The organism is Ruegeria sp. BC5 (genome assembly GCF_056539205.1).
The window spans coordinates 125893-147124 of the sequence record NZ_JBQFUN010000004.1 but is presented as its reverse complement, the minus strand read 5'-3'; the positions used below and the strand labels follow the sequence as shown (position 1 = coordinate 147124).

The following is a 21232-nucleotide window of genomic DNA, read 5'->3' as shown; positions in this document are numbered from 1 at the left end:
GCCCAAAGCAGAAATCGCGGTTTGCTCTATCGTTGTGATAATTAATGCTTTTGCGCAAGGACGTCTATTATCGCAGTGAGAGCCTTGTCTTCAAGCCCTTGATCCATACCCAATTGCGCCATCTCAACAAACAGTCGGGGCAATTCATCCCGGGCGCCAAGAGCCTCAAAACTAGCGAGAACATCTTCCAAAGCTGCGGCGTAAGTACTCATCGAGGCTGGTGGGTTGTCATAGGTGGCTTGAGGCGCTGTCGCGGCAAAGTAGTCGTAATAAGGTTTCATCATTCCCATAGATATGGGCACAAGATCTGAGAAGGTTTGCATGGGGATACCTGCTTTCTTCGCTGCCAGCGCTCCGAAAATCATTCCCCACATGAAACCTTGGCGAACCGTAAAAAGTCCCGCAAAGAGTGCAGCCAGCATTCCAGCTTGGCCACCCACATGGACAGAGCTTCCGCCCAAATTTCTAATGATTGGACCGTGGATCTTCCACTGTTCTTCGGTTCCAACGACCGACAGTACGGTATCCTTATCTCCGATCATATGCGGATAAGCATTGATGATGCCAACCATCCACGAGGCGCCAGCGTTTTCCACGAGTTGCGCTAAGTCTTCAGCATCCTCTGCGCCTCCAGTTGAGAGTTCGATTATGGTCTTGTTGGGCAGCGAATTAGCCGCATTGGACAAGAGTTCTATTGTCTGCGGGTGCGATTTTACGCAGGTAATCGTTACAGGACTGGCAGATATCGCCTCAGAAACAGTGGCCGCCACAGTTGCTCCTTCGGAACCAAGAGCGGTCGCTTTCTCGGGTGTCCTATTCCAAACAGTTACAGATCGGCCTGCTTTCATTTGAGCTCGGGCAAGCGCTGTACCCATGGACCCAAGACCTATTACTGAAATGTCCGTCATGCTGAACTCCTCCCTAATAACCAATTGCAAACAACGGCGCGGTTTTGTCTCGCCGAAATGCCAACGGGGCGACCAATCAGATCACCGTACTTGGAAAACGGCTCGCTATACTAAGGTTTTCTGAACAGGTCTTTTGGGAAACGGGTGCTTCACAGTCGCATCACCATTGACCGATGGTCAGGCACTAACTACCGCACTCTCGCCGAGTGGTGAAAACTCGGCGCGGCATTTTAGACAATTCTACTGGCCTGACTGACACTGATTGCAACTTGCCTGGCAACGCCTTCAGTTAGAAAATGCTCCGATATTTAATCTGGCTGCCACAATACTAAAAAAAGGAATTTGAAGTGGCCCCTGTCAGAGGCCACTTCTTAGCGTATCACTCAAAGTTGTACGGCGCACCGGCTTGGTTGATCACACTGTTGTATTCTCGGAAAATTCCAACGATTTTCTCATGCACTTCGCCTTCCTGGGCAATTTCTTCCCAGAACTCTTTGGCTGCATTCTCGACCTCGGCCCATTCGGACGCTGGCACTGATCGCAATTCCAGCTTATCGCCATTTGCGCGCAGTGCCGCTTCTCCGCCCCAATACCATTGATTGCGATAGGTGTGACCTGCTTCGATACCCGCCATCACGATGGATTTGAGGTGATCCGGTAGCTCTGCCCAACGCTCCTGGTTTGCAAACCAAGATCCGATCCACGCACCCGAGATGTTGTTGGTCAGGAAATAGTCCGTCACATCAGCCCAACCAACCGTGTAATCCTCGGTAATGCCGGACCACGCCATGCCGTCAAGCTCTCCGGTCTGTACGGCGACTTCCGCGTCTTCGTAGGGAATGTTCACCGGCACGACGCCAAACTTGGCGAGGAACCGACCAGCGGTTGGGAAAGTGTATAGTTTTAGCCCATCCAGATCAGCAACCGATGTAATTTCCTTCTTTGTGTTGAAGTTGCACGGGTCTTGCCCAGCTGCAGACAACCACTGAACGCCAACTTTGGCATACTCGTCGCGCCAAATGTCCGCCAACCCGTATTGATTGAACAAAACCGGCACGTCGAGAATGTGCTTTGTCGCGAAGGGGAAGTACCCGCCAAAGACGCGAAGCGGTGTCGGTGACGCCATCGAGTCATCGTCCGAATGAACCCCGTCGATTGTTCCGCGCTGAAGCGCTTGGAACAGCTCGCCCGTAGGTACAATCTGATCTGCGAAGAACAGCTCGATTTCCAGCTCGCCGTTGGCATTGGCGTTGATGTAGTCAATTGCAGGCTTGGTCACATGCTCGCCCAACGCGCCTCCGGCATAGGTCTGGAACCGCCATTTGATGGGGGCCTGCGCCTTTACTATAGCCGGTGCAGCAAGCGTCGCGGGCGCGGCCAAAGCGGCGGTCCGCAAAAATCTACGTCTTGTAGTCATGGTCTTCCTCTCCTGTGCTTTTCATTGAACTTGATCCGGTTAACCCGGTTTCTCGTTCTTTACGTGCTCAGTTTCCGTAGACGATGCCCGGAAGCCACAATGCGATGTCTGGGAAGGCCATCACCAATCCCAAAGCCAATGCCATCACTGCCACAAACGGTATGATGGACCTGTAAATATCTCCAATCGTCACCTCTGGCGGGGCCATGGCCCGCATCAAAAACAGGTTGTACCCAAAAGGCGGAGTCATATAGGCGATCTGACATGTGATCGTGTAGAGGACACCGTACCATATCAGATCAAACCCCAGCGCACCGACCAGCGGCACGTATAACGGAGCGACGATGACCAGCATGGCGGTGTCATCCAGAAACGTACCCATCACCAGAAAGCTGAGCTGCATCAGGATCAGGATGATCCACGGGTTCAGACCAAGCTGCACCGTAAACAGGTTTTCGATCGCCTTGACCGCGCCCAGCCCGTCAAAAACCGCGCCGAAGGCAAGGGCCGCAAGGATGATCCACATGAACATGCAGGTAATTCCAAGCGTCTGTTTGATCGAGGTCTCAAAAACCTGCCACGTCATGCGGCGTTTCAGAACCGCCGCCATCAAGGCCGCGATTGCCCCCAAGGCCGAGCTTTCGACCAATGAGGTCCAGCCATTCACGAAGGGCACCATCATCACCGCAAAGATGCCTATGGGCAGCAGACCAGCCCCCAGCAGGCGGAGTTTTTCGCTCCAGGTGACCTGCGCGCGTTCTTCGGCGCTCATCACTGGGCCGAGCGATGGGTTCAGGCGACAGCGGATGGCGATGTAGATGATGAACAGCGTGGCCATCATCAAACCGGGAATAACGCCTGCCAGCCAAAGCTGCCCGACCGGTTGACGGGCAATCATGGCGTAAAGGACCAACACAACGGAAGGCGGCACGAGAATTCCCAAGGATGAACCGGCCTGTATGACCCCCGTCACCATACGCTTGTCATAGTTCCGGCGCAGCAATTCGGGCAAAGCAATTGTCGCTCCAATCGCCATACCTGCAACGGACAATCCGTTCATGGCTGAGATCAGAACCATCAGACCGATTGTGCCTATAGCCAGCCCGCCGGAAAGACCGCCCATCCAGACATGGAACATACGATACAGGTCATCCGCGATCCGAGATTCCGACAAAACGTATCCCATGAAAATGAACATCGGCAGCGTAAGCAGGGGGTACCAGCGCATGACCTTGATCGCTGCCGCAAACCCCAGATCATAGCCCCCCCTGTCGCCCCACAGGAAAAAGGCGGCAATCACTGCTACGAACCCGATAGCCCCGAATACACGCTGCCCGGTTAACAGCATCAGCATCATGGTCGAGAACATGAGCGCGGCTATCAATTCATAGCTCACCCGCGGTGTCCCCCTTCAAGGTCTTCGGGGGCCATATGCACCGGCTCATCATCTTTCGGACCCATATCATGTCCTTGCAACCGCAAGATGTCTTTGAACAGTTCCGAGATTGACTGCAACAGCATCAGCAGAATGCCAACCACCATGATCGTTTTGATGGGCCAGATATAGGGGCGCCACGCGGACGAGGACCTCTCGCCGCCATATTGGAACGAATACATCAAACTGTCCCAGCCTCCCCAAAATAAAAAGGCCAGATACACGATCAGAAAAAGCACCGTCAGCACGTCAACCTGGCTTTTTCGGCGGTCTGTCCATTCTCCATACAGCAGGTCCATCCGGACATTCGCACCCATCTGCATCGCATAAGGACCGCCAAGGATGTAGTAAGCGACCATGGCAAATTGTGCCATTTCAAGGGTCCAGAGCGAGGGGACAAAGAAGGTCTTGGACACAGAGGAATACAGCAGGATCGCCATCATAAGAAAAATGCCATACATGATGACCCGCCCAATCGTCCTGTTGGCACGGTCCACAAAACTGACATAGGCCTTCATCACACCTGTCACGAAGCAGCCTTTACATAATGTGATTTGTCATGTGAGCCAGCGTAGAGCGAAAACTTCTCCGAGCGACTAAGAACTAACATCCCGCATTCGCGCGGAAAACCGCTATAAAATTCACGCATGTTGAGCTCTACCCCAATACTTTCCCTCTTCATCAGAGCGACATGTCGGATAGCTGTCAAGTTGGTACCAGGCATAATTGGCTGATTAAGGTGATGGTTCTAGAGCTTCATGGCAAACCTATTGTTGCAAGTCGCTCTTACTTGCTACTTTCTCATTTCGATGGATGCACTTTTTTGAGTGAGAACAAACCTTTCAGAGCGACAAAAACAGAGAATTTGGCGCGAAGGAGCGTAATTTAACATTTTATTCAAATACGACCGTTATTTGAGATCGAAACCGAACCTGGGGAGGCTAACAATCTTCCCGATGAGATGCCTAAGGTCCTTAGTGATTTTGTGACGTCCTGGGGGCGCCTGCAATTGAAGTTGTATCTTCTTGCCGAGTTACAGTTATAGCTATCGACAAATCGCTGCGCGGCCCATCCTTACCTAAATGAATGTTCATCAGATAATACCAGTGGCAGCAGTGCCCGCAGTTCGAGAGTTCGACAGGCCTCCTTTTTCGCTAGTGCAGCGAATGGCGGCAAAGCGAGCTGCGACCGCAGCATCTCGGTTGGCGGCTGGAGGTCGGCTCTGGGCCGAACGCTGAGGCAGGGTATTCTGCTGATCAATCACGCCCAAGTAACACACACTGCGCCGGTTTTCAGGTTGCGAAGAGGCTCATTGGCTTACTGTTTTACGTCGACTTGAAGGGCTTGAACCGTCGAAACACTCTAAAAGCGTAAAAATCTCAAGGTGTTGAATTCAATGACAGGCGAGTCTCAATAATTCAGTCCCATTATTTACGTACTCCGACAATTCTTGTCGGATCACCTTAATGGTGAGACTGCGGTTCCAACAAAATCAGCTACTTAGAGTTTTCAATTTTTGAGACTCCAGAATCCGAGATTTTCTAACCAAACAAATAAAAAGCAGTCCTTCATTTAACGCGCGGAGAACGACTGCACTGAGCCCATCCTGTGAATTTGATTTTCTCGCTGCGTACGCTCGCAGCACAGACTTTGCCGCGTGCGCATCATCTTGTGCACAGCAACGCGTCTGAAGAACCGGTCGTTCCTGCGCAGCGCGGCGACAATGGATGCGCCAACTCACAGGTCGCGGACTTAGTGCTAATTCAGACGACATTGGAGTGAGCTCAATAGCGCCCTTTTGATTAAGCACCAACGCGGTTCTTTTCAGGTGTTGAATAAAGAGGCGCAGTGGTGTCATCGAACGGTATTCCCGCGGGAAAAAGATATTGATGCCGGGGATGGAAACCCTGTTTTGGACTAAGACTTCTTCGACTAAACCGGATGCCAGTGATTCCAGATACGTGTCGCGAAACGTATAAGCTATTCCCAGCCCGCGGGCCGCCATTTCAACCGTGACCGGCGAAGAGTTTGCAATCAGGCTACCGCCCACTTCGACGGCGTACTCACCTTCAGGGCCGGTGAATGTCCAGGGGGCGAATTGGCCGGAGCTTTGGAAGCGGTAGCGCAGACAATTATGTTCCAACAAATCCCTTGGGTTTTCTGGGGTGCCATTCTCCGCAAGATACTTCGGGCTTGCCACCACAGCTGTTTGCAATGGACTTGTTAAGCAGATGGCAATCATATCCTGCGCAATCATGCCACCCATACGAAAACCAGCATGGAAGCCCTCGCCAAGCACATCCGACAAAGCATCGGTTAGCAGCAGCTCAACCTCGATCTCGGGGTATAGCTCCTGGAATGAGACTAGCGCTTCGCGAACGACCAGATGATAGGCGATCTCGGAAATCGCGAGCTTCAACGTACCGCGGGCTGAATGGCCTGCTGTAAGTGCGCTTTCAAGCCCGTCGGCAAGTTGATCAAATGCCGGGCCTGAGCTTCTCGCCAGAGCACGCCCGGCTTCTGTCAGATTGATTGACCGTGTCGTCCGGATGAACAGTGCAGTTCCAAGTCTGTCTTCTAGGTTCTTTAGCTGATGACTTACTGTGGACCGTTTGAGCCCCAGCTTTTGTGCAGCAGCACTCAGGCTGCCGTGTTGAGCAATCGCATTGAACACTTCGAGAGTGGAAAGAGGCAGGCGCATTGGTGCATCTCCTACACCATAGAGATGGTTAACAGGCATATTGTTGTCTGTGATGGAGTATATAGATTTGGCCAACAAGTAAACGCAACTCCCCGGACGGCAGAGACAAATCACCAATGAACATTCTCGTTTTGACCGCTCATCCAAACCTCAAAGCCTCATTGGTCAACCGAGTGTGGTTTGACGCCCTGTCAGATGTGGCAGGCATCACAACCCGTGACCTGATGGCCGTCGGCGGGCGGGAGATGAAATTTGATCCGGAGGTCGAACAGGCCCTGCTTCGGAATGCTGACCGTGTCGTGTTGCAGTTTCCGTTCTACTGGTACTCCTCCCCGCCCGTACTCAAGGCGTGGCTTGATCAGGTGTTGCTTGCCGGGTTTGCCTATGGCCCCGGTGGCAACCAACTAAACGGAAAAGAGCTCGTGCTTGCCGTTTCCACTGGTGGACCGGTCGAAAGCTATCGGACTGGTGCATTCAACAACTTTTCCATGTCCGAGTTTCTAACCCCCTTTCAACAGACGGCACTTATGACTGGCATGACCTATCTGCCGCCATTCGTGCTTCACAGTGCTATGAGCCGGGACCAAATCAGGCTCGAAGCAAGCGTCCCGGCGTTGATTGCGCATCTGACGGGACAACAGACCGAAGCCAGCGCCAAGTTGGTTGGATAGGCACATACCCCTCGCAAAAAATCAGGAGAAGCAAATGGAAAACCTCGAAAACAAAGTGATCCTTATCACCGGTGGTGGTACGGGAATTGGGAAAGCCACGGCATCTGCCTTTATTGCCAATGGGGCGAAGGTGGTTATTACCGGTCGCAGACAATCCGTTCTTGAAGAAGCAACTCAGAAACTTGGGCCGCAAGCCTACGCTATTGTTGGGGATGTCAGCAAAGATGGCGAACCGGCCCGAATTATCGAGGAGACCATCCGCAAATTTGGCCGGCTGGATGTTTTGGTCAACAATGCTGGAACCGGAAAGATGGGTCCACTGTCTGAAACCAGTGACCAGGATATCGAAAGCATTTACCGAACCAACGTGTTTGGACCGCTGGCTTTTGCCCGCGAGGCAACCCCCCATCTTGCCAACAGTAAGGGGGCAATCATCAATATTTCTTCGGTAGTCGCGCGCGGCATGATGCCTGGCGCTGCGGTTTACGCATCGTCAAAGGCAGCTGTGGACCACGCAACCAGACTCATTGCTGCGGAACTCGGTCCAATGGGCATCCGGGTCAATGCGGTCGCACCCGGACTTACAGACACGGAAATAACGGCAGACGTAAAGTCAAATGAACAAATGCTAGGAATGATTATCGCTCAAACACCGATGGGTCGCATCGGTGAACCTGCAGACATCGCAAACGCGGTTCTTTTGCTTGCCGATAAGCGTGCCGGGTGGATCACAGGCCAGTCTGTACAAGCAGGTGGAGGGTTCCTGTTGTAAGGCGACGAGCGTGATTTTGAACATCAAGCTTCAATAAATATCCGCAGAGGGTCAAAAGCGACCCGGCAACATCTTCAACATGATGTTGTCGGGTCTTCAATGATTACAGCATGAGATTTCTTGCCGAACCAAACGATTTGCTGAGTTACACCGTCGGGATCAATATTGCGCTGCTGAAGCCACGAAAACCGCAAAGACTGACCCACTTGAATTAGCCTTTGTAGGAAAATGTACGAACTCTGCGTTTAGCGCCTCTTCAAGCGTTAAGCAGCATCTGGAAGACTGGGGCTCAGACCAGCTCAATGCACCCGCAGTGTTTCCCGAAGAACAAGCAATCGGACAACGGCCATTCAAACCAACTGTAAAGTTCAGGTGTCAGCGCAGTGCTGATGTCTGGGCCTGGCGGGAGGATTGGAGGGCCCAACATGCCAAGAATTCAACTTCCCGCTGTCACCCCTAAACGAAGAGCCTGGAACAAGGGCCGGTTCATTGGCCAGAAACGACCGCTGTTGCCGAAACAGGTCTGGGCGATCCGAGCGCGGCTCGAATTGGCGGGCAACCTGCGCGATCTTACATTGTTCAACGTGGCGATTGATAGCAAGCTTCGCGGATGCGACTTGGTGAAACTGGGTTTACCACCATGTGCGAGAGCGACGCCCCCGGCGATGTCGTTGATTTCTTGCGCGGGTATCATGACAGGTTGGGCAAGGCAGTTTTCGAGAACGAAGGCACACTGGACAAATATCTGGGCGACGGGCTGATGGCGACCTTCGGGACACCAGAACCCGGTGAGAACGACGCCAATAACGCACTTCAATGCGCCTTTGACATGCTTGAGGCATTGAGCATCTGGAACCGTGACAGGAGTGCCGAAGGGCTTCCTCCGGTACGCATTTGGATTGGCATCCACTTCGGTCCCGTTATCTCAGGTGACATCGGAAACCGACGCCGTCTTAAATACAGTGTCATCGGCGATACCGTGAACGTCGCAAGCAGGCTTGAGCAGCTGCCCCGGAAACTAAAAGCCTCCTTGGTGGTTAGCGATTTGTTGATCGAGGCAAAAAGTCCGACGGACAAGGCTGGGCAATCCTTAGTTAAGAGGTTGGTGTCCGCCGGAGTGCAAGATTTGAGGGGACGACGCGGAAAGATCGGCGTTTGGATCTACCCGCTGAAATAGTAAGTGTTTGCACATGGCTTTGCCATTCCCCCGAATTCAACTTTCGCAATCCATTCAGTCGGACCCGCTCATTGAGCCGGTCAACGCCATCCATTTCCATATGGTCATGCAGCGTGTGACGATCGTAAAACAACTCGGGTCTGGAAAATCGACTCATCCACAACGCTTAATCGACGTGCGGCACTTACCAGAAACCGGTTCAGCGGATCACATGGACAGAACAATTGGCGTGGTGAACGACCCGGTTTGCAGTTGACCCAATAAAAATGTTCTCGATCCCCGGCTTGTGTGAGGCCAGCACTATGCAATCGATGTCATTTTCATTTGCGAAGTCAACGATCGCGCGGCCAGCGCTCCCCGAGACAAGGCGCGCTTTCGCACCCGATAGCTCCGCAGCATTCCGATGTAAGCTTTCCTGAAGTTCTTTTCGCGTATTTGCCAGAACTTCCTCGGGTATCTGAGATGCCACATATGCAGGGATCGGTTCCTGCACATGAAGCACTGTGAATTCCGCATCGGCATTCGCCAGCAAACGAGCAGCTTCAAATGAGGCCTGTGTATCGTGATCTTTGTCCAGTGCGACTGGTACCAGAATGTTTTTATACATATGAGCTACCTTCCATTGCTCCAGCTGCGATCGTTCCGACCTCTGCGGTGATACGGCTCTCTATACCGGTTCTGATTTCGAAGACTTACCCGCTTTCTTTGCTGTGCTTGCAACATCATCCATTGTCTTTTCCACAGCTTCGGCTTCGGTTTCCGCTGCATATGCTGCACACCGGGCAACTGTTTCGAACCATTCCTGAGCGTCAGCCACAAGGCGTTCGGCTGAGTGCTTCTGCCACTCTGCTATGGATTGCAGCGCTTTCGCCGGATCAGTCGGGTCTACAGCAGACGCCGAGCGCGCAGCTTCCAGCGCGGTTCGCACAGCCTCGTGACGCCTCTCAAACCAATGTTGAGCAAAGGCCTCTGCCTCTTTCAGTGACTTCTCCTGCGTGTCCCAAAATTGCTCAAGCTGAGCGCCCAGAAACGGATTGGCTGTAGTAGTCGGCTGCATCTGCTTGAAAATATCTACAAGTGCGTTGGAGTAACTTGATTTTGGCTTCTCTTCAGGCATCGGAGATTCCTCCTCATCTCTAAATGCTGAATATTAACTGAGATCGTGGAAACTTGCCTTAATGTAAATCAACCACCGCCGGCAAACGTGGTAGTGGTGTCCTGCAATCCAAGGGTGGACTTTGTGCCAACCTATTCGGTCTGTATAGCCTCAAGATACGCAATCACATTCGCCAACGGCACACCTGCGAACATCGGTTGGCCGTCAGGCATCGTCAGCGCAACTTTTTGATCCGAATCCAAAGCTGGTCCAAAAATGGGCATTTCTCCACCATGCGCGAGCAATGGTGCGCGACCATCAATTTGACGCGCCACCGCCTCGATCGGAAAAACACCGTCGTTTTGGGCCGCGAGCCTCGTCAGATCAGGTGTCCTTATCGCCAGCATCTCCGCCATTGGACCATCTCCTGTGGCCTCGAAACCATGGCATTGCCAACAATAAGTTCTGTAGAGATCGTGCCCATTTTGAAGGTCAATATCCTGCGCCAGTGCAGCACTTGCAGCAAATATTGACAAAAGAAGTCCGCGACAAACTAGCATCTGTTCCTCCTCCGAGATCAGCATTTCGAGTTGAAAATACGCGATATCGAATGAATGCTTCATTGATCTCGCTCATATTCAACCTTTGAGTACCAGCTGGGAAAAACCATCACGAAACGACGGTCGCAGCATTCAAATCCGCCTCTCTGATCAGTCTTAGCGCCTGATGATATAGATCAATGCCAAATAAAGAATTACATATCAAAGTATGAATGTTTCAGAAGAAGCTCGGCATGAGCGGTGATGAGCCCTTGGTTTTTCATCGGGGTGCTTGTTTGCGGCACAGCTTCGGTAACCCGGCAATTGCCCATCAAGGAGTGAGGTGAATGCATACAGTTGATCCACCGTCCCCTAAACTCCGACGTTCTCTCACCACCCCGTTGCTTACCTTATATGGGCTCGGTGTAACCGTCGGTGCGGGAATTTATGTGCTCGTCGGCGCAACCGCCGAGGCCGCGGGCCCTTATGCTGCAGTTTCGTTTCTTGTTGCAGCGCTCGTCGTTTCGCTGACGGCTTTGTCGTACGCCGAACTCGCGACACGCTATCCCGTAAGCGCGGGTGAAGCGGCATACGTTGAAGCGGGATTTCAAAGGGGCTGGATGGCGGTTCTAATCGGTCTTGCCGTTGCTGCGTCTGGGATTATTTCAGCCTCCGCTGTTGCGATTGGGGCGGCCTCATACCTTCACACCCTGACGGGGCTTGGCACCGCATTGCTTACGATCGGCGTTGTGTCGGTCATGGGGCTGATTGCAATCTGGGGCATTACACAATCGGTATTTGTGGCAGCCGTGATCACGGTCATCGAGATCGCGGGGCTTCTTTTTGTGATTGGCTGGGGCATGTCTGTGCAGGAACCGCAAGGCCATGAAATTAGTGAGATGATTCCGGGGCTCGAGCTCAGTACCTGGCGCGGTATTATGGCGGCATCTCTGCTGGCATTTTTTGCCTTTGTCGGCTTTGAGGACATGGCAAACGTCGCGGAAGAGGTAAAAGACCCAACCCACACAATTCCAAAGGCTATCCTTTTGACGCTCGTTCTGGCGACGGGTTTGTATCTAGCGACCTCGATCACGGTCCTGCTCGTTGTTCCTATCGATACCTTGTCGACCTCGGCCGCCCCACTCACGCTGGTTTTCTTCGACGCACCCGAAGTAATCAAACAAGGGTTCGCCGCAGTCGCGGTCGTTGCAACAGTCAATGGCGTCTTGATCCAGATGATTATGGCGTCGCGGGTGATCTATGGTCTTGCCGACCGGGATCATCTTCCGAAAATACTGGCGACTGTCCCGCAGGTTACCCAAACACCGGTCGTCGCAACCCTGTTGGTTGTTGCGATAATTCTTCTGCTGACGCAAACTTTGCCAATCGGCATACTAGCGGAACGCACATCCCAGATCGTTTTGGGAGTGTTTGTTTTGGTCAACATCTCGCTGATATTGCTGAAGTCCCGGCCAGGGTCAACTCGGGAACATTTCCGCGTACCTCTTTTTGTACCAATCCTTGGGGTGCTGACCAGCGCTCTGCTTTTTGGTGCCGGATTTCTCTGAGAGGAAAACCGACAGCACAGGGTCACCAGAACGGGGTCCGACTGACGCATGAACACTGACCGATCAACATTTGGAAGGCGGATTTCAGGCTGGTGGCACCGGACTTTCGTCGATCTGATCGCGCAATTGCAATGGTCTTACCTGCCACCATTGATGGTTTACTTTGCGGCCGGGGTTTCGGGGCTAACATCCGTCGTCGGTGCGTTTTTTCTTAAGGACTATCTGAATCTATCCGCCGCTTTTGTTGCGGGATTGGCATTCTGGGCCGGGTTGCCATGGATTCTAAAAATACCGCTGGGTCATCTGGTTGATCTGTTCTGGCGCTGGAAATCCCTGCTGATTGTTGTTGGCGCATCCTTTATCACGGCGTCATTGCTCATCATGTACAGGCTTGTGGCTGCGCCTGACCAAATGGCCGGCATTATGCCACTTGAGGATTGGTACGTCGTTGCCTTGATGTTGGCTCCTTCAGGTTATGCCATTCAGGATGTCGTTGCTGACGCCATGACAGTCGAAGCAGTGCCGCAATCGGACCGAGACGGACGCGCGTTTATTCAGGACGAAGTTCGTGCCCGGCACACCACCATGCAGACCCTCGGCAGGATTGCGATCATATCCGGGTTTGCAGGGGTCGCCGCGATTAACATCTGGATTTTTTCGGGGGCGGAAAATCTGGAGCAAGCCGATCGTTTGGTTCTCTACGGTCGGGTCTATCTCATTGCCCTGGCTATCCCACTGTTGTCTGTCAGTGGAGTGGTTCTTCACGCTCTGATACAGCGTCGCCTCGTTCGTCGAGGACACCTTCTGCACAGACCAGATCAAACCACCGAAGTCAGGTGGCCGATACTGCTGGGCGGACTTGCGTTTGTTGTTCTCAGCATAGTGTTGGGAACCGCAAATTTTGCCTTCGCGCAAGAGACCGTTTTTGCGGTGTCGCTCACGGTCATTCTCTACCTCATGTCGCGTTTGCTGAGAGAGCTGGAGTCGAAACAGGCCAAAGTTCTGATCGGGACAGCAACTATCATTTTCGTTTTTCGAGCAGTTCCCTTGCCAGGACCGGGCCTGACCTGGTTCGAGATCGACGAACTTGGGTTTGACGAACAGTTCCTGGCCATTCTAGCGCTTCTGACCTCACTACTTGCTCTGCTTGGCCTGATTATCCTCAGGCCGTTTATGGCAAGTCGTTCGATTGCGCAGGTTGTAGTGTTACTCACGATTGCCGCCGGAGTGCTGTCCCTGCCAAACCTTGCCTTGTACTACGGGGTGCATGAATGGACGGCCGCGCGCACAGGTGGGGTCGTGGATGCAAGGTTTATCGCCATTCTTGACACAGCCGTTGAGTCACCGCTGGGCCAGATCGCGATGGTCCCAATGTTGGCTTGGATCGCGCGCAACGCCCCAACACATCTGAAGGCTACCTTTTTTGCGGTCATGGCTTCGTTCACCAACATGGCATTGTCAGCAAGCAGTCTCGGTACAAAATACCTGAATCAGATCTTTACCGTTACCCGCGCGGTTACCGATCCCAGAACGGGTTCCGTTGCCTCCGTCGCTGACTATAGCCACTTGGGGAACTTGCTGATTACCGTGGGCTTGATCTCTGTCATCATCCCACTGGCTGTGGTTTTTCTGGTGCAAAACTCGCCTTATCAGACGCGCGATTGAATATGCGGATCAATCGCTTTCATCGAGAAGTATCTTGAGGTGTGACACCGGAACGCCAATATTCGAGCCGCCAAATTCGGGTAAGATCGCGGCATTGATAGCAACCACCTCGCCGTTTCGGTTAAGGGCAGGTCCGCCGCTTCCGCCGGTTGTGGTTTCAGCATCATAAACGACTGCACCGGGACTGGTCTGGGCGACGATCCCCCGGCTGGCCAGAGGCTTGATCTTGTTCTGCTCTGAAAGGTGTTTTGCAATAGTCCAGAAATCGACGGCGCCGTCTCTCTCAAGCGTTTTCAGAAAATCCGGCCCAGCCTGCACAATCAAGGCCTTAAGGCCAGTCGGAAATCCAAGCAAGAAAACTTCTTCACCTGCTCGCGTCGGGTGAGGTGCCAGTGAGAGTCCAAGCCCTTGAACACGGTTCGCATCAACGGACAGAAGCGCCAGATCGGCCGTTTTGCTTGCCCTAAGCAATACCGCTTCCATTGGCTTGGATTGTTCTGGAAGATAAGCCAGCAGGCTAAGTATCTCGGCTTCAAGCCCTGCTGCCTTCAGGGCCTGCGCCCGATCCCCGGTCGTCCAGGGCAAGGCGACATGACGGTTGGTCACCAAAAGAGAGGTGTCCTGCAATAGAAACCCGGTTCCGGTGAACTGAAATTCTGCCGGCGCGCCTTCCGCATCTGGCTCAATCCATGGTTTTCCGAATGGAGTTTTTAGTTTCTCCCCGTCCGGGCCAAGCACATGCCGCAGCAATTTGCCGCTTTCGGTCTGTCGCAATCCGTAAGCACCCTGGATAAAGGCAATAGATCGCGTCGAGGCTGTGATAACTCGCCTTGACGCACCAGCGCGTTCTTCCAAAGTGCCAAGGCGCTGCTCGGTGGAAATCACCTGGTTGTCAAATGCTTCTCTGAGCGCGACCAGATCATCCGCCGTCAGTGCATCTTCTCGCGTCTGCGTAAGCATGACAGCAACCGCCTCGATCTTGAGAGACTCCTGTTTAAGGCTGTCCGCCAGCTTCCGGTCGTTCTGAAAAAGCAAATAGCCAAAGGCAAAGATCAGAAGAAGCACACCGATAACGGTAACCCTGAACAAAACCGTGGTTTGTGATGTCAGCCGACGCCCGCCTTCGCGCAGCGCACCGGACATTTTTCTGGTGAAGGGTCGTCGGCTGGAGCGCGCATACACATAAGCGTCACTTATTATGTCTTCGACCGTGTGATGTGCAGGGAATGAGTGGTCACACACCCTGTAGCGCGACATGGGCCCCTCTTCACCGAACTCAATCATGTCGCCATGCCCAAGAACTGCCGAAGCAGTTTTTTGACCATTGACCCAAATATCCCGGCCAGGCAACGCGTTTAGCGCGTAACCGCCTTGCGACCACTGAATGGTCGCCACGTCTTCGTCATGCGGGGGCAAATCCTCTTTCCGCCTGAACTTCAGGATACGATCAGGACCCACCGAAGCAGCCAAAGCGTTGCCGACAAGCCAGGTAACGGTTCCGCGGGACGGCCCCGTCAAGCTCTCCAGAAATGCACGGACATCGCCCGTTTCACTTTCCACATCGCTTTTGTCCGGCGTCCGCATTGTCCATCTCAGTTCTCTAGCCCTATTGGCACATTATCATGCGCAGCAGTGAAACCGCTATGGTGGGCAATAATGTGCTCGTTTTAAGAACACCAAAGGTCCGCGCATGCTGCCCGGACCATGAAGGTTGCGCGTGCGCCTCCATTGCGCCTATTTCGATGAGACCTTGATCTTCCGGCTGGGATCCTGAGGTTCGGTTTTCGGCATCGTGACGTGCAGGACACCTTTGTCGAACGCAGCGGAAATCTCCTCGATATCGACTGCATCAGGCAGCGTCATTGTCCGAGTGAAACTGCCATAGCTTCTCTCGCTAATGCGCAGATCGCCTGTGTCATCATGCGTAACATTCTTCTGGCCCCGCAGCGTCAATCTACGGTCTTTGATTTCGACTTCGACGTCGTCTTCTTCGAGACCCGGCAATTCAGCCGTGAGAACGATCGCTGTATCCGTTTCGTGGATGTCAATCGCCGGCGAAATCGCACCCGTCATGTCCAACGACGGGAAGCCCGTGCGTTGCGCGGCTGTTTCCAGCGTAAGGAATGGCGCTGCGCCCCCGAAAAAACGCGACATCATGGATTCCATTTCGCGTCGAAAATTATCAGAGAGCGGATGTGTTCCAGCAAACAGTTGCGGGGTATTTTTGTCTTCAAGCATTTTCTGATCCTCCTCCTTTGGTGCGATTGGGGGGAGGCGGTATTATTGCAAAAAACGCATATAATTACCTTGATCTTGCGCAAGCAAGCGTCCTCGGTATCGCGCCAAAAGGACAACCCGGCCGTATCAGTATTCCGAATGAAACAAGGCGCATTACCGGTCATACGTCCAGGCCAAGGGGTAAACTGATCTGACTCTATTGCGCCACCGAGCGTCTGAAAAGCATCAGGCTTGACGCCAGAAGGATTGCGCCGAGTAACGCCATCCATAAGAACTCTGGCCAGACCGTCTCAAACCTCGCCCCCTTGAAGATGATGGATTGGCTGGCGGACATGTAATGGCGGGACGGAAGGATCGATGTTCCGACCTGAAGCCAGTCGGGCTGCCCCTCGATCGGTGTCTCTCCTCCTGACAGCATCAGCATCGGAAGGACAGTCAGCATTACCAAAAGCGCGAACTGTGCCATTGAGCGCGCAATTGTTGCAAGAAAGACCCCAAGTGCGGTTGCTGTGAAGAGAAAGAGGGCGGTGCCAACTAAAAACAACACCTTCGACCCCGCGATACTGATCCCTAGTAAACCTTGCATAACAAAGGTCAGCGATAAGGCGGCCGCGACAAGAACCACCGCTGCGTTTGCCCAAATCTTGGCCATCGCAATGTCAAACGGGGTAAGCGGCATCGCAAGCAGGTGTTCAATTGTGCCATGTTCACGCTCGCGGATCATCGCGGCACCGGTGAGGATTGTGGTCAGCCACATGATCTGGCCGATGAGCGCCACGATGCCGGCAAAACGAACAGTATCACGGTTGGGATTGAACGCACTGCGCATGATGATATCGACGGGCAATGACTCAGCCAGGTCCGCACCAATGGCAAAGCGACGGATCTCGGCGCTGAGGATATTGACGATATAGTTTGCGCCAATCCCGGCCTGTTCCATCGCCGTCGCATCAATCAGAACCTGAATTTCCGGCGTGCGCCCGGCGCGAACATCTTTCTCGAACCCTGGTGGCACCGCGACCACAAACAGGAAATGCCCGGCATCCATCTTTTCGGCTCCGGTACCCGGTGCGATCTGGACAACGGGTTGAAACTCAGGAGGGAAGAATGCCGTGGCAAGAGACCGTGAAAGGGGCGAGCCATCCTCATCGGCAAATGCAATGGAGGCATTGTTGACCGAGTTCGAAACCCCCGTCGCCTCCATCACGGGTGCCAGCGTGAATGACCAGACCAGCAGCGCCATCATCACCCAATCACGCCGAAGGCTCATCATTTCTTTCAAGCCAAGCCAGAAGATGCAGGACAACCGTTGCATTTATTTCTCCTGCGCTCGAAGTAAAAGGGCAGCGATCAACGTTAGCACCGGTCCGAAACAGGCCAGGGCCAGAAGATCAGGGGCAAGCGCATCCCAGCCCAGCCCTTTGGTGAAGGCACCGACATTCAGGTGCAGGAAATAGGATGACGGCCAGAGCGACCCGATTGTCTGCGCGCCGCCTTCAAGCGTTGACACCGGTTGTAACAACCCGGAGAACTGAATCGTAGGTACGACCGAGGCTATCGCGGTGGCGAAGGTAGCGGCCACCTGGCTTGAAGTCATGGTCGCAATGAGTAGCCCATAGGATGTTGTAGCCCAGACATACAGCAACGCGCCGATTGCCAGAGGAACCGGGTTGCCTTTGAGCGGTACATCAAAAACAAAGACCGTCATTCCAGCCAAGAGCAGGAAATTGGCGAACGCGATTGCGATATAAGGGATTTGCTTGCCAACCAGAAACTCAAGCCGCGTCGTTGGCGTTGCATAGAAATTGGTGATTGTTCCCAACTCTTTTTCACGTGCGACGCTGACCGCCATCAGAACTGCCGGTAACATTATCAAAAGGATCGCAGGCATGGCTGGGGCCATTGCGGCAATACTCTCGAAACTCTGATTGTACCTGAAGCGTGGCTCGATACGGGCGATCTCGACCGGATGCACACCGTTTTGGCGGGCCATTGCCGCCAAAAAGGTATTGTGGAGCCCCGCCACATAGCCTTCTACAGTCTCGCCTTTGAACGGAATTGCGCCGTCCACAATTGCAAGCACGTCCGTTGCTTCAACAGAGCGGATCTTGCGCCCAAAGTCAGGTGGGAGTTCGACAACCAGCGAGGCATCTCCTCGGGCCAGCCGTTCATGGCCCTCATCGATACTCGTCAGTGGCTGCGTTGGGTTGAAGTAGCGCGATCCTGAAATCTCTGCAATGTAGGCGCGGCTTTCTGGCCCCTGTGACAAATCCAGTACCGCGAAATCCAGTTCTTCGATGTCCAGCGTAATCCCATAGCAAAAGACCAGCATCAGGATCACTGAGCCCAGGAACGCAAACGCCAAACGCACGCGGTCGCGCAAAATCTCGATGGTTTCACGCTTCGTGTATGCCAGTGTGCGCCTGATACCCCCGCCAGCGCTGTCATCAAGGGCATGAACCGATGCCTCAGGAGCTTTCACCGGTGCCGGAGGGTCAGCTGCCTTCAATACCGTGACAAATGCTTCTTCCAGACTGTCTACCTGTGCCCCGGCGATCAACTCATCCGGTGTTCCCTCAGCCAGAACACGGCCCGCGTGCATGAACGACACCCGATCACAGCGCTCTGCTTCGGCCATGAAATGGGTCGAGACGAAAATCGTCACTTCTTCATCTCTCGAAAGCTCAATCAGCAACGCCCAAAACGAGTCGCGCGCCTCAGGGTCCACTCCCGAGGTTGGCTCATCCAGGATCAGCACGCGAGGTCGGTGGATCACAGCGACGGCCAGGGAAAGACGTTGCTTGATGCCAAGTGGCAGCGCCGTGGCCAACATGTCCATATGTGCAATCAGGCCAAAGCGTTCCGCCAGTTCATCGATACGCCTATCGCGGTCCGTGATCGCAAAGATGCGGGCATGTAGCTGGAGGTTCTGCCGAACGGTCAACTCGCCATAAAGCGAGAATGCCTGACTCATGTAGCCAATCTCGCGACGCATCCTCAGGTCGCGTGCATCAACCGGTCTTCCGAACAACAGCGCCTCACCGTCACTTGCGGGCAGAAGACCTGTCAGCATTTTCATGGTGGTCGACTTGCCGCAGCCGTTCGACCCGAGGAAGCCGAAAATCTCACCACGGTTGATCGAGAATTCGACGTTATTGACTGCCGTGAAATCGCCAAAGCGCCGCGTCAATCCGCGTGCCGTGATCACTGGGTCTGCCTCACTGTGATGTGTGGGCGCTTTCCTTGGTGCGATCAGGGGATCTCCGTGCGCCTGCAACCGCCGGTAGGACGTTTCAAGATCGCTGGCTTCCCCCTTCAATTCTGCCGGAGAACCATGGAAAAGCACGCGCCCGGCATCCATCGCGACGATAAAGTCGAATTGTTCGGCTTCTTCCATATAGGCTGTCGAAACCAGTATGGAGAGGTCGGGAGTAGCCTCTCGGACCGCGTCGATCAGCGCCCAGAATTGACGCCGCGACAGTGGGTCGATGCCGGTGGTCGGCTCATCCAGAACCAAAAGCTTAGGATCATGGATCAGTGCACAACACAGCCCAAGCTTCTGCTTCATGCCGCCCGAGAGTTTTCCCATCAGACGATCAGAGAATGGCGCAAGCCCGGTTGCCGACAGCAATGCTGCGATCCGGATGTCACGCTCCTGTTGCCCCTGTCCGAAGAGACGCGAAAAGAACTCAAGGTTCTCGCGCACCGACAATTCTGCATAGAGGTTCCGGCCCAACCCCTGCGGCATAAATGCGATCGCTGGGCAGATTTTGTGACGATGGGCACGGTCGTCGATCGATCCACCGAGAACCTTGATCGTGCCGGATTGAAGCTTCTTCGCGCCGGTGATCAAACCCAAAAGCGTTGATTTGCCAACCCCGTCAGGCCCGATCAGCCCAACAAGCTGACCTACCGGCAGGTGAAGCGACAGGTTATCGAGTGCTGTCCGCTGGCGGTACTTATGCGTGACACCACTGACGCAGAAATCAGATGGGCCCGCCTGGGAAATCATTCGAACAGTTCGGGTGGAATCCGCCTTTCCAGATATTCCGGCCATACACTGTCAGAAGAAAGCCTGATCACAGCGATACCGCGAAGGCCGGTTTTCACATGTTCGATCCGTTCTGTGATCAGATCCTCAGGAATGCGAACCCGAACGCGAAAGACCAACTGTTCACGCTCGGTCAATGTCTCTACCTGCTTTGGAGTGAACTGGGCTTCGGGGGATACAAAAGTGACGGTTGCAGGAACGGCAAAATCCGGCAAGGCATCAAGTACGATGCGCGCCTCAGCCCCGATGGGCAGCAACCCCGCTTCGCGTGCGGGCAGGTACACGTCCATATAGACGTTCTCTAAGCTGAGAAGCGTAAGGATCGGCTCACCCGCGCCAACAACTTCACCGGGCTCAGCCAGTCTGTAAAGAATGCGCCCTGGCATAGGGGCAACAAGCGAAGCATCCTCGATCTGGGCGGCGATCCGGCGCACTTCGGCTTCTGCAGCCGCGATCTGGCTGTCCGAGGTTGCAACCCGGGCCTTGGCGGCACCCAGAACGGCGTCGGCAACCTGAAATGCGGTTTCGCGATCTTCAAAGACTGTCATCGAAATGTTTTGACCGGCCAACAGTGCCTTTGCCCGTTCCAGTTCCTGCGCCGCGCGACGCTGTTGGCTTACTCGTTGGACAACAACAGCCTCGGCTTCGGCCTTGGCTTGACGCGCCAATGCTACTTCGGCTTTGGCGCGATCAAGCGCTGCAGACAGTTCATCGGTGTCCATCTTGACCAACAGTTCACCCACAACAACCAAGTTGCCTTCTGCCGCCAAAACCTGTGCAACCCGCCCTGCGAAGGTGGGGGCAATTTCCACTTGTTCAGCCTCTATCCGTCCATTGCCCTGTACAAATCCAACTGGCAATTCACTGCTGTCTTCTGAAACGAATATGTACAACGCCGCACCTGCGAGAAGGAGCATTACGACGATCAGTATTGCGCGCACATTCTTTTTCATGATCTGGCGTACCGCGGTTAAAGCTACTAGGTGACGTTATC

18 protein-coding genes and 1 pseudogene are annotated in these 21232 nt (G+C 53.8%); 6 read left to right on the top strand and 13 right to left on the bottom strand.

All coding sequences use genetic code 11. The annotated features are described in order from the left end of the window. Positions 1-41: 41 nt before the first annotated feature. From ACR0LY_RS12230 to ACR0LY_RS12210, 5 genes are all read right to left on the bottom strand, one after another. Positions 42-908 (bottom strand): NAD(P)-dependent oxidoreductase, encoded by an 867-nt coding sequence (locus ACR0LY_RS12230; protein WP_170350252.1) that lies wholly within the window; start codon positions 906-908, stop codon positions 42-44. A gap of 379 nt (positions 909-1287) precedes the next feature. Next, on the bottom strand, positions 1288-2325 hold the full coding sequence (locus ACR0LY_RS12225) for a TRAP transporter substrate-binding protein (protein ID WP_170350253.1): 1038 nt from the start codon (positions 2323-2325) through the stop codon (positions 1288-1290). Positions 2326-2392: 67 nt separating this feature from the next. Further along, positions 2393-3721: a TRAP transporter large permease gene (locus tag ACR0LY_RS12220; protein WP_170350254.1), complete on the bottom strand. Its 1329-nt coding sequence runs from the start codon at positions 3719-3721 to the stop codon at positions 2393-2395. Then, positions 3718-4290 carry a TRAP transporter small permease subunit gene (locus ACR0LY_RS12215; protein WP_438826213.1) on the bottom strand — a complete coding sequence of 191 codons (573 nt, stop codon included), beginning with the start codon at positions 4288-4290 and terminating at the stop codon, positions 3718-3720. Before ACR0LY_RS12215 ends, ACR0LY_RS12220 begins: the two co-directional genes overlap by 4 nt. 962 nt (positions 4291-5252) lie before the next feature. Next, positions 5253-6461 (bottom strand): LysR family transcriptional regulator, encoded by a 1209-nt coding sequence (locus ACR0LY_RS12210; RefSeq protein ID WP_170350255.1) that lies wholly within the window; start codon positions 6459-6461, stop codon positions 5253-5255. Positions 6462-6577: 116 nt separating this feature from the next. On the opposite strand from ACR0LY_RS12210, the gene ACR0LY_RS12205 reads away from it, so the two are divergent. The 4 genes and pseudogenes from ACR0LY_RS12205 (at position 6578) to ACR0LY_RS12190 (ending at position 9081) form a co-directional block, all read left to right on the top strand. Continuing rightward, the gene (locus ACR0LY_RS12205; RefSeq protein ID WP_170350256.1) at positions 6578-7132 is read left to right on the top strand and encodes an NAD(P)H-dependent oxidoreductase; all 555 of its coding nucleotides are present in this window, start codon (positions 6578-6580) and stop codon (positions 7130-7132) included. Between the two features lie 34 nt (positions 7133-7166). Then, positions 7167-7904, top strand: coding sequence for an SDR family NAD(P)-dependent oxidoreductase (locus ACR0LY_RS12200; RefSeq protein WP_170350257.1), 738 nt, complete (start codon positions 7167-7169; stop codon positions 7902-7904). Between the two features lie 425 nt (positions 7905-8329). Beyond that, a pseudogene (locus tag ACR0LY_RS12195) lies at positions 8330-8533 on the top strand (integrase); the annotation flags it as partial. Continuing rightward, positions 8515-9081, top strand: coding sequence for an adenylate/guanylate cyclase domain-containing protein (locus ACR0LY_RS12190; RefSeq protein WP_170350258.1), 567 nt, complete (start codon positions 8515-8517; stop codon positions 9079-9081). The pseudogene ACR0LY_RS12195 and the gene ACR0LY_RS12190, both read left to right, overlap by 19 nt. 199 nt (positions 9082-9280) lie before the next feature. Here ACR0LY_RS12190 and ACR0LY_RS12185 read toward each other — a convergent pair whose 3' ends face one another. From ACR0LY_RS12185 to ACR0LY_RS12175, 3 genes are all read right to left on the bottom strand, one after another. Further along, positions 9281-9688, bottom strand: coding sequence for a universal stress protein (locus ACR0LY_RS12185; RefSeq protein ID WP_170350259.1), 408 nt, complete (start codon positions 9686-9688; stop codon positions 9281-9283). A 60-nt stretch (positions 9689-9748) separates the two neighbouring features. Further along, positions 9749-10198 (bottom strand): phasin family protein, encoded by a 450-nt coding sequence (locus ACR0LY_RS12180; RefSeq protein ID WP_170350260.1) that lies wholly within the window; start codon positions 10196-10198, stop codon positions 9749-9751. Between the two features lie 131 nt (positions 10199-10329). After that, the gene (locus ACR0LY_RS12175) at positions 10330-10800 is read right to left on the bottom strand and encodes a c-type cytochrome (RefSeq protein ID WP_082643718.1); all 471 of its coding nucleotides are present in this window, start codon (positions 10798-10800) and stop codon (positions 10330-10332) included. Between the two features lie 263 nt (positions 10801-11063). Here ACR0LY_RS12175 and ACR0LY_RS12170 point away from each other — a divergent pair, with 263 nt between their 5' ends. Both ACR0LY_RS12170 and ACR0LY_RS12165 read left to right on the top strand, forming a co-directional pair. After that, positions 11064-12284, top strand: a complete 1221-nt coding sequence (locus ACR0LY_RS12170; RefSeq protein WP_170350261.1) for an APC family permease — start codon at positions 11064-11066, stop codon at positions 12282-12284. Positions 12285-12332: 48 nt separating this feature from the next. Beyond that, the gene (locus ACR0LY_RS12165) at positions 12333-13949 is read left to right on the top strand and encodes an MFS transporter (protein ID WP_170350262.1); all 1617 of its coding nucleotides are present in this window, start codon (positions 12333-12335) and stop codon (positions 13947-13949) included. 9 nt (positions 13950-13958) lie between these two features. Here the strand turns inward: ACR0LY_RS12165 and ACR0LY_RS12160 are convergent, their stop codons facing one another. From ACR0LY_RS12160 to ACR0LY_RS12140, 5 genes are all read right to left on the bottom strand, one after another. Next, positions 13959-15533 carry a trypsin-like peptidase domain-containing protein gene (locus ACR0LY_RS12160; RefSeq protein WP_170350263.1) on the bottom strand — a complete coding sequence of 525 codons (1575 nt, stop codon included), beginning with the start codon at positions 15531-15533 and terminating at the stop codon, positions 13959-13961. A gap of 150 nt (positions 15534-15683) precedes the next feature. After that, positions 15684-16187: an Hsp20/alpha crystallin family protein gene (locus ACR0LY_RS12155; RefSeq protein WP_170350264.1), complete on the bottom strand. Its 504-nt coding sequence runs from the start codon at positions 16185-16187 to the stop codon at positions 15684-15686. A gap of 196 nt (positions 16188-16383) precedes the next feature. Beyond that, positions 16384-17502, bottom strand: a complete 1119-nt coding sequence (locus tag ACR0LY_RS12150) for an ABC transporter permease (RefSeq protein WP_170350265.1) — start codon at positions 17500-17502, stop codon at positions 16384-16386. Then, positions 17503-20199, bottom strand: a complete 2697-nt coding sequence (gene rbbA, locus ACR0LY_RS12145) for a ribosome-associated ATPase/putative transporter RbbA (RefSeq protein WP_170350266.1) — start codon at positions 20197-20199, stop codon at positions 17503-17505. Continuing rightward, positions 20196-21155: an HlyD family secretion protein gene (locus ACR0LY_RS12140; protein WP_480640950.1), complete on the bottom strand. Its 960-nt coding sequence runs from the start codon at positions 21153-21155 to the stop codon at positions 20196-20198. The genes rbbA and ACR0LY_RS12140 overlap by 4 nt, the downstream gene beginning before the upstream one ends. Between the last annotated feature and the right edge of the window lie 77 nt (positions 21156-21232).

Excerpts from the sequence above, each read along its gene's own strand:
- ACR0LY_RS12230 (WP_170350252.1), bottom strand. The coding sequence starts at position 908 with ATGACGGACATTTCAGTAATAGGTCTTGGGTCCATGGGTACAGCGCTT.
- ACR0LY_RS12225 (WP_170350253.1), bottom strand. The coding sequence starts at position 2,325 with ATGACTACAAGACGTAGATTTTTGCGGACCGCCGCTTTGGCCGCGCCC.
- ACR0LY_RS12210 (WP_170350255.1), bottom strand. The coding sequence starts at position 6,461 with ATGCGCCTGCCTCTTTCCACTCTCGAAGTGTTCAATGCGATTGCTCAA.
- ACR0LY_RS12205 (WP_170350256.1), top strand. The coding sequence starts at position 6,578 with ATGAACATTCTCGTTTTGACCGCTCATCCAAACCTCAAAGCCTCATTG.
- ACR0LY_RS12200 (WP_170350257.1), top strand. The coding sequence starts at position 7,167 with ATGGAAAACCTCGAAAACAAAGTGATCCTTATCACCGGTGGTGGTACG.
- ACR0LY_RS12190 (WP_170350258.1), top strand. The coding sequence starts at position 8,515 with ATGCGACTTGGTGAAACTGGGTTTACCACCATGTGCGAGAGCGACGCC.
- ACR0LY_RS12185 (WP_170350259.1), bottom strand. The coding sequence starts at position 9,688 with ATGTATAAAAACATTCTGGTACCAGTCGCACTGGACAAAGATCACGAT.
- ACR0LY_RS12180 (WP_170350260.1), bottom strand. The coding sequence starts at position 10,198 with ATGCCTGAAGAGAAGCCAAAATCAAGTTACTCCAACGCACTTGTAGAT.
- ACR0LY_RS12175 (WP_082643718.1), bottom strand. The coding sequence starts at position 10,800 with ATGAAGCATTCATTCGATATCGCGTATTTTCAACTCGAAATGCTGATC.
- ACR0LY_RS12170 (WP_170350261.1), top strand. The coding sequence starts at position 11,064 with ATGCATACAGTTGATCCACCGTCCCCTAAACTCCGACGTTCTCTCACC.
- ACR0LY_RS12165 (WP_170350262.1), top strand. The coding sequence starts at position 12,333 with ATGAACACTGACCGATCAACATTTGGAAGGCGGATTTCAGGCTGGTGG.
- ACR0LY_RS12160 (WP_170350263.1), bottom strand. The coding sequence starts at position 15,533 with ATGCGGACGCCGGACAAAAGCGATGTGGAAAGTGAAACGGGCGATGTC.
- ACR0LY_RS12155 (WP_170350264.1), bottom strand. The coding sequence starts at position 16,187 with ATGCTTGAAGACAAAAATACCCCGCAACTGTTTGCTGGAACACATCCG.
- ACR0LY_RS12150 (WP_170350265.1), bottom strand. The coding sequence starts at position 17,502 with ATGCAACGGTTGTCCTGCATCTTCTGGCTTGGCTTGAAAGAAATGATG.
- rbbA (WP_170350266.1), bottom strand. The coding sequence starts at position 20,199 with ATGATTTCCCAGGCGGGCCCATCTGATTTCTGCGTCAGTGGTGTCACG.
- ACR0LY_RS12140 (WP_480640950.1), bottom strand. The coding sequence starts at position 21,155 with ATGCTCCTTCTCGCAGGTGCGGCGTTGTACATATTCGTTTCAGAAGAC.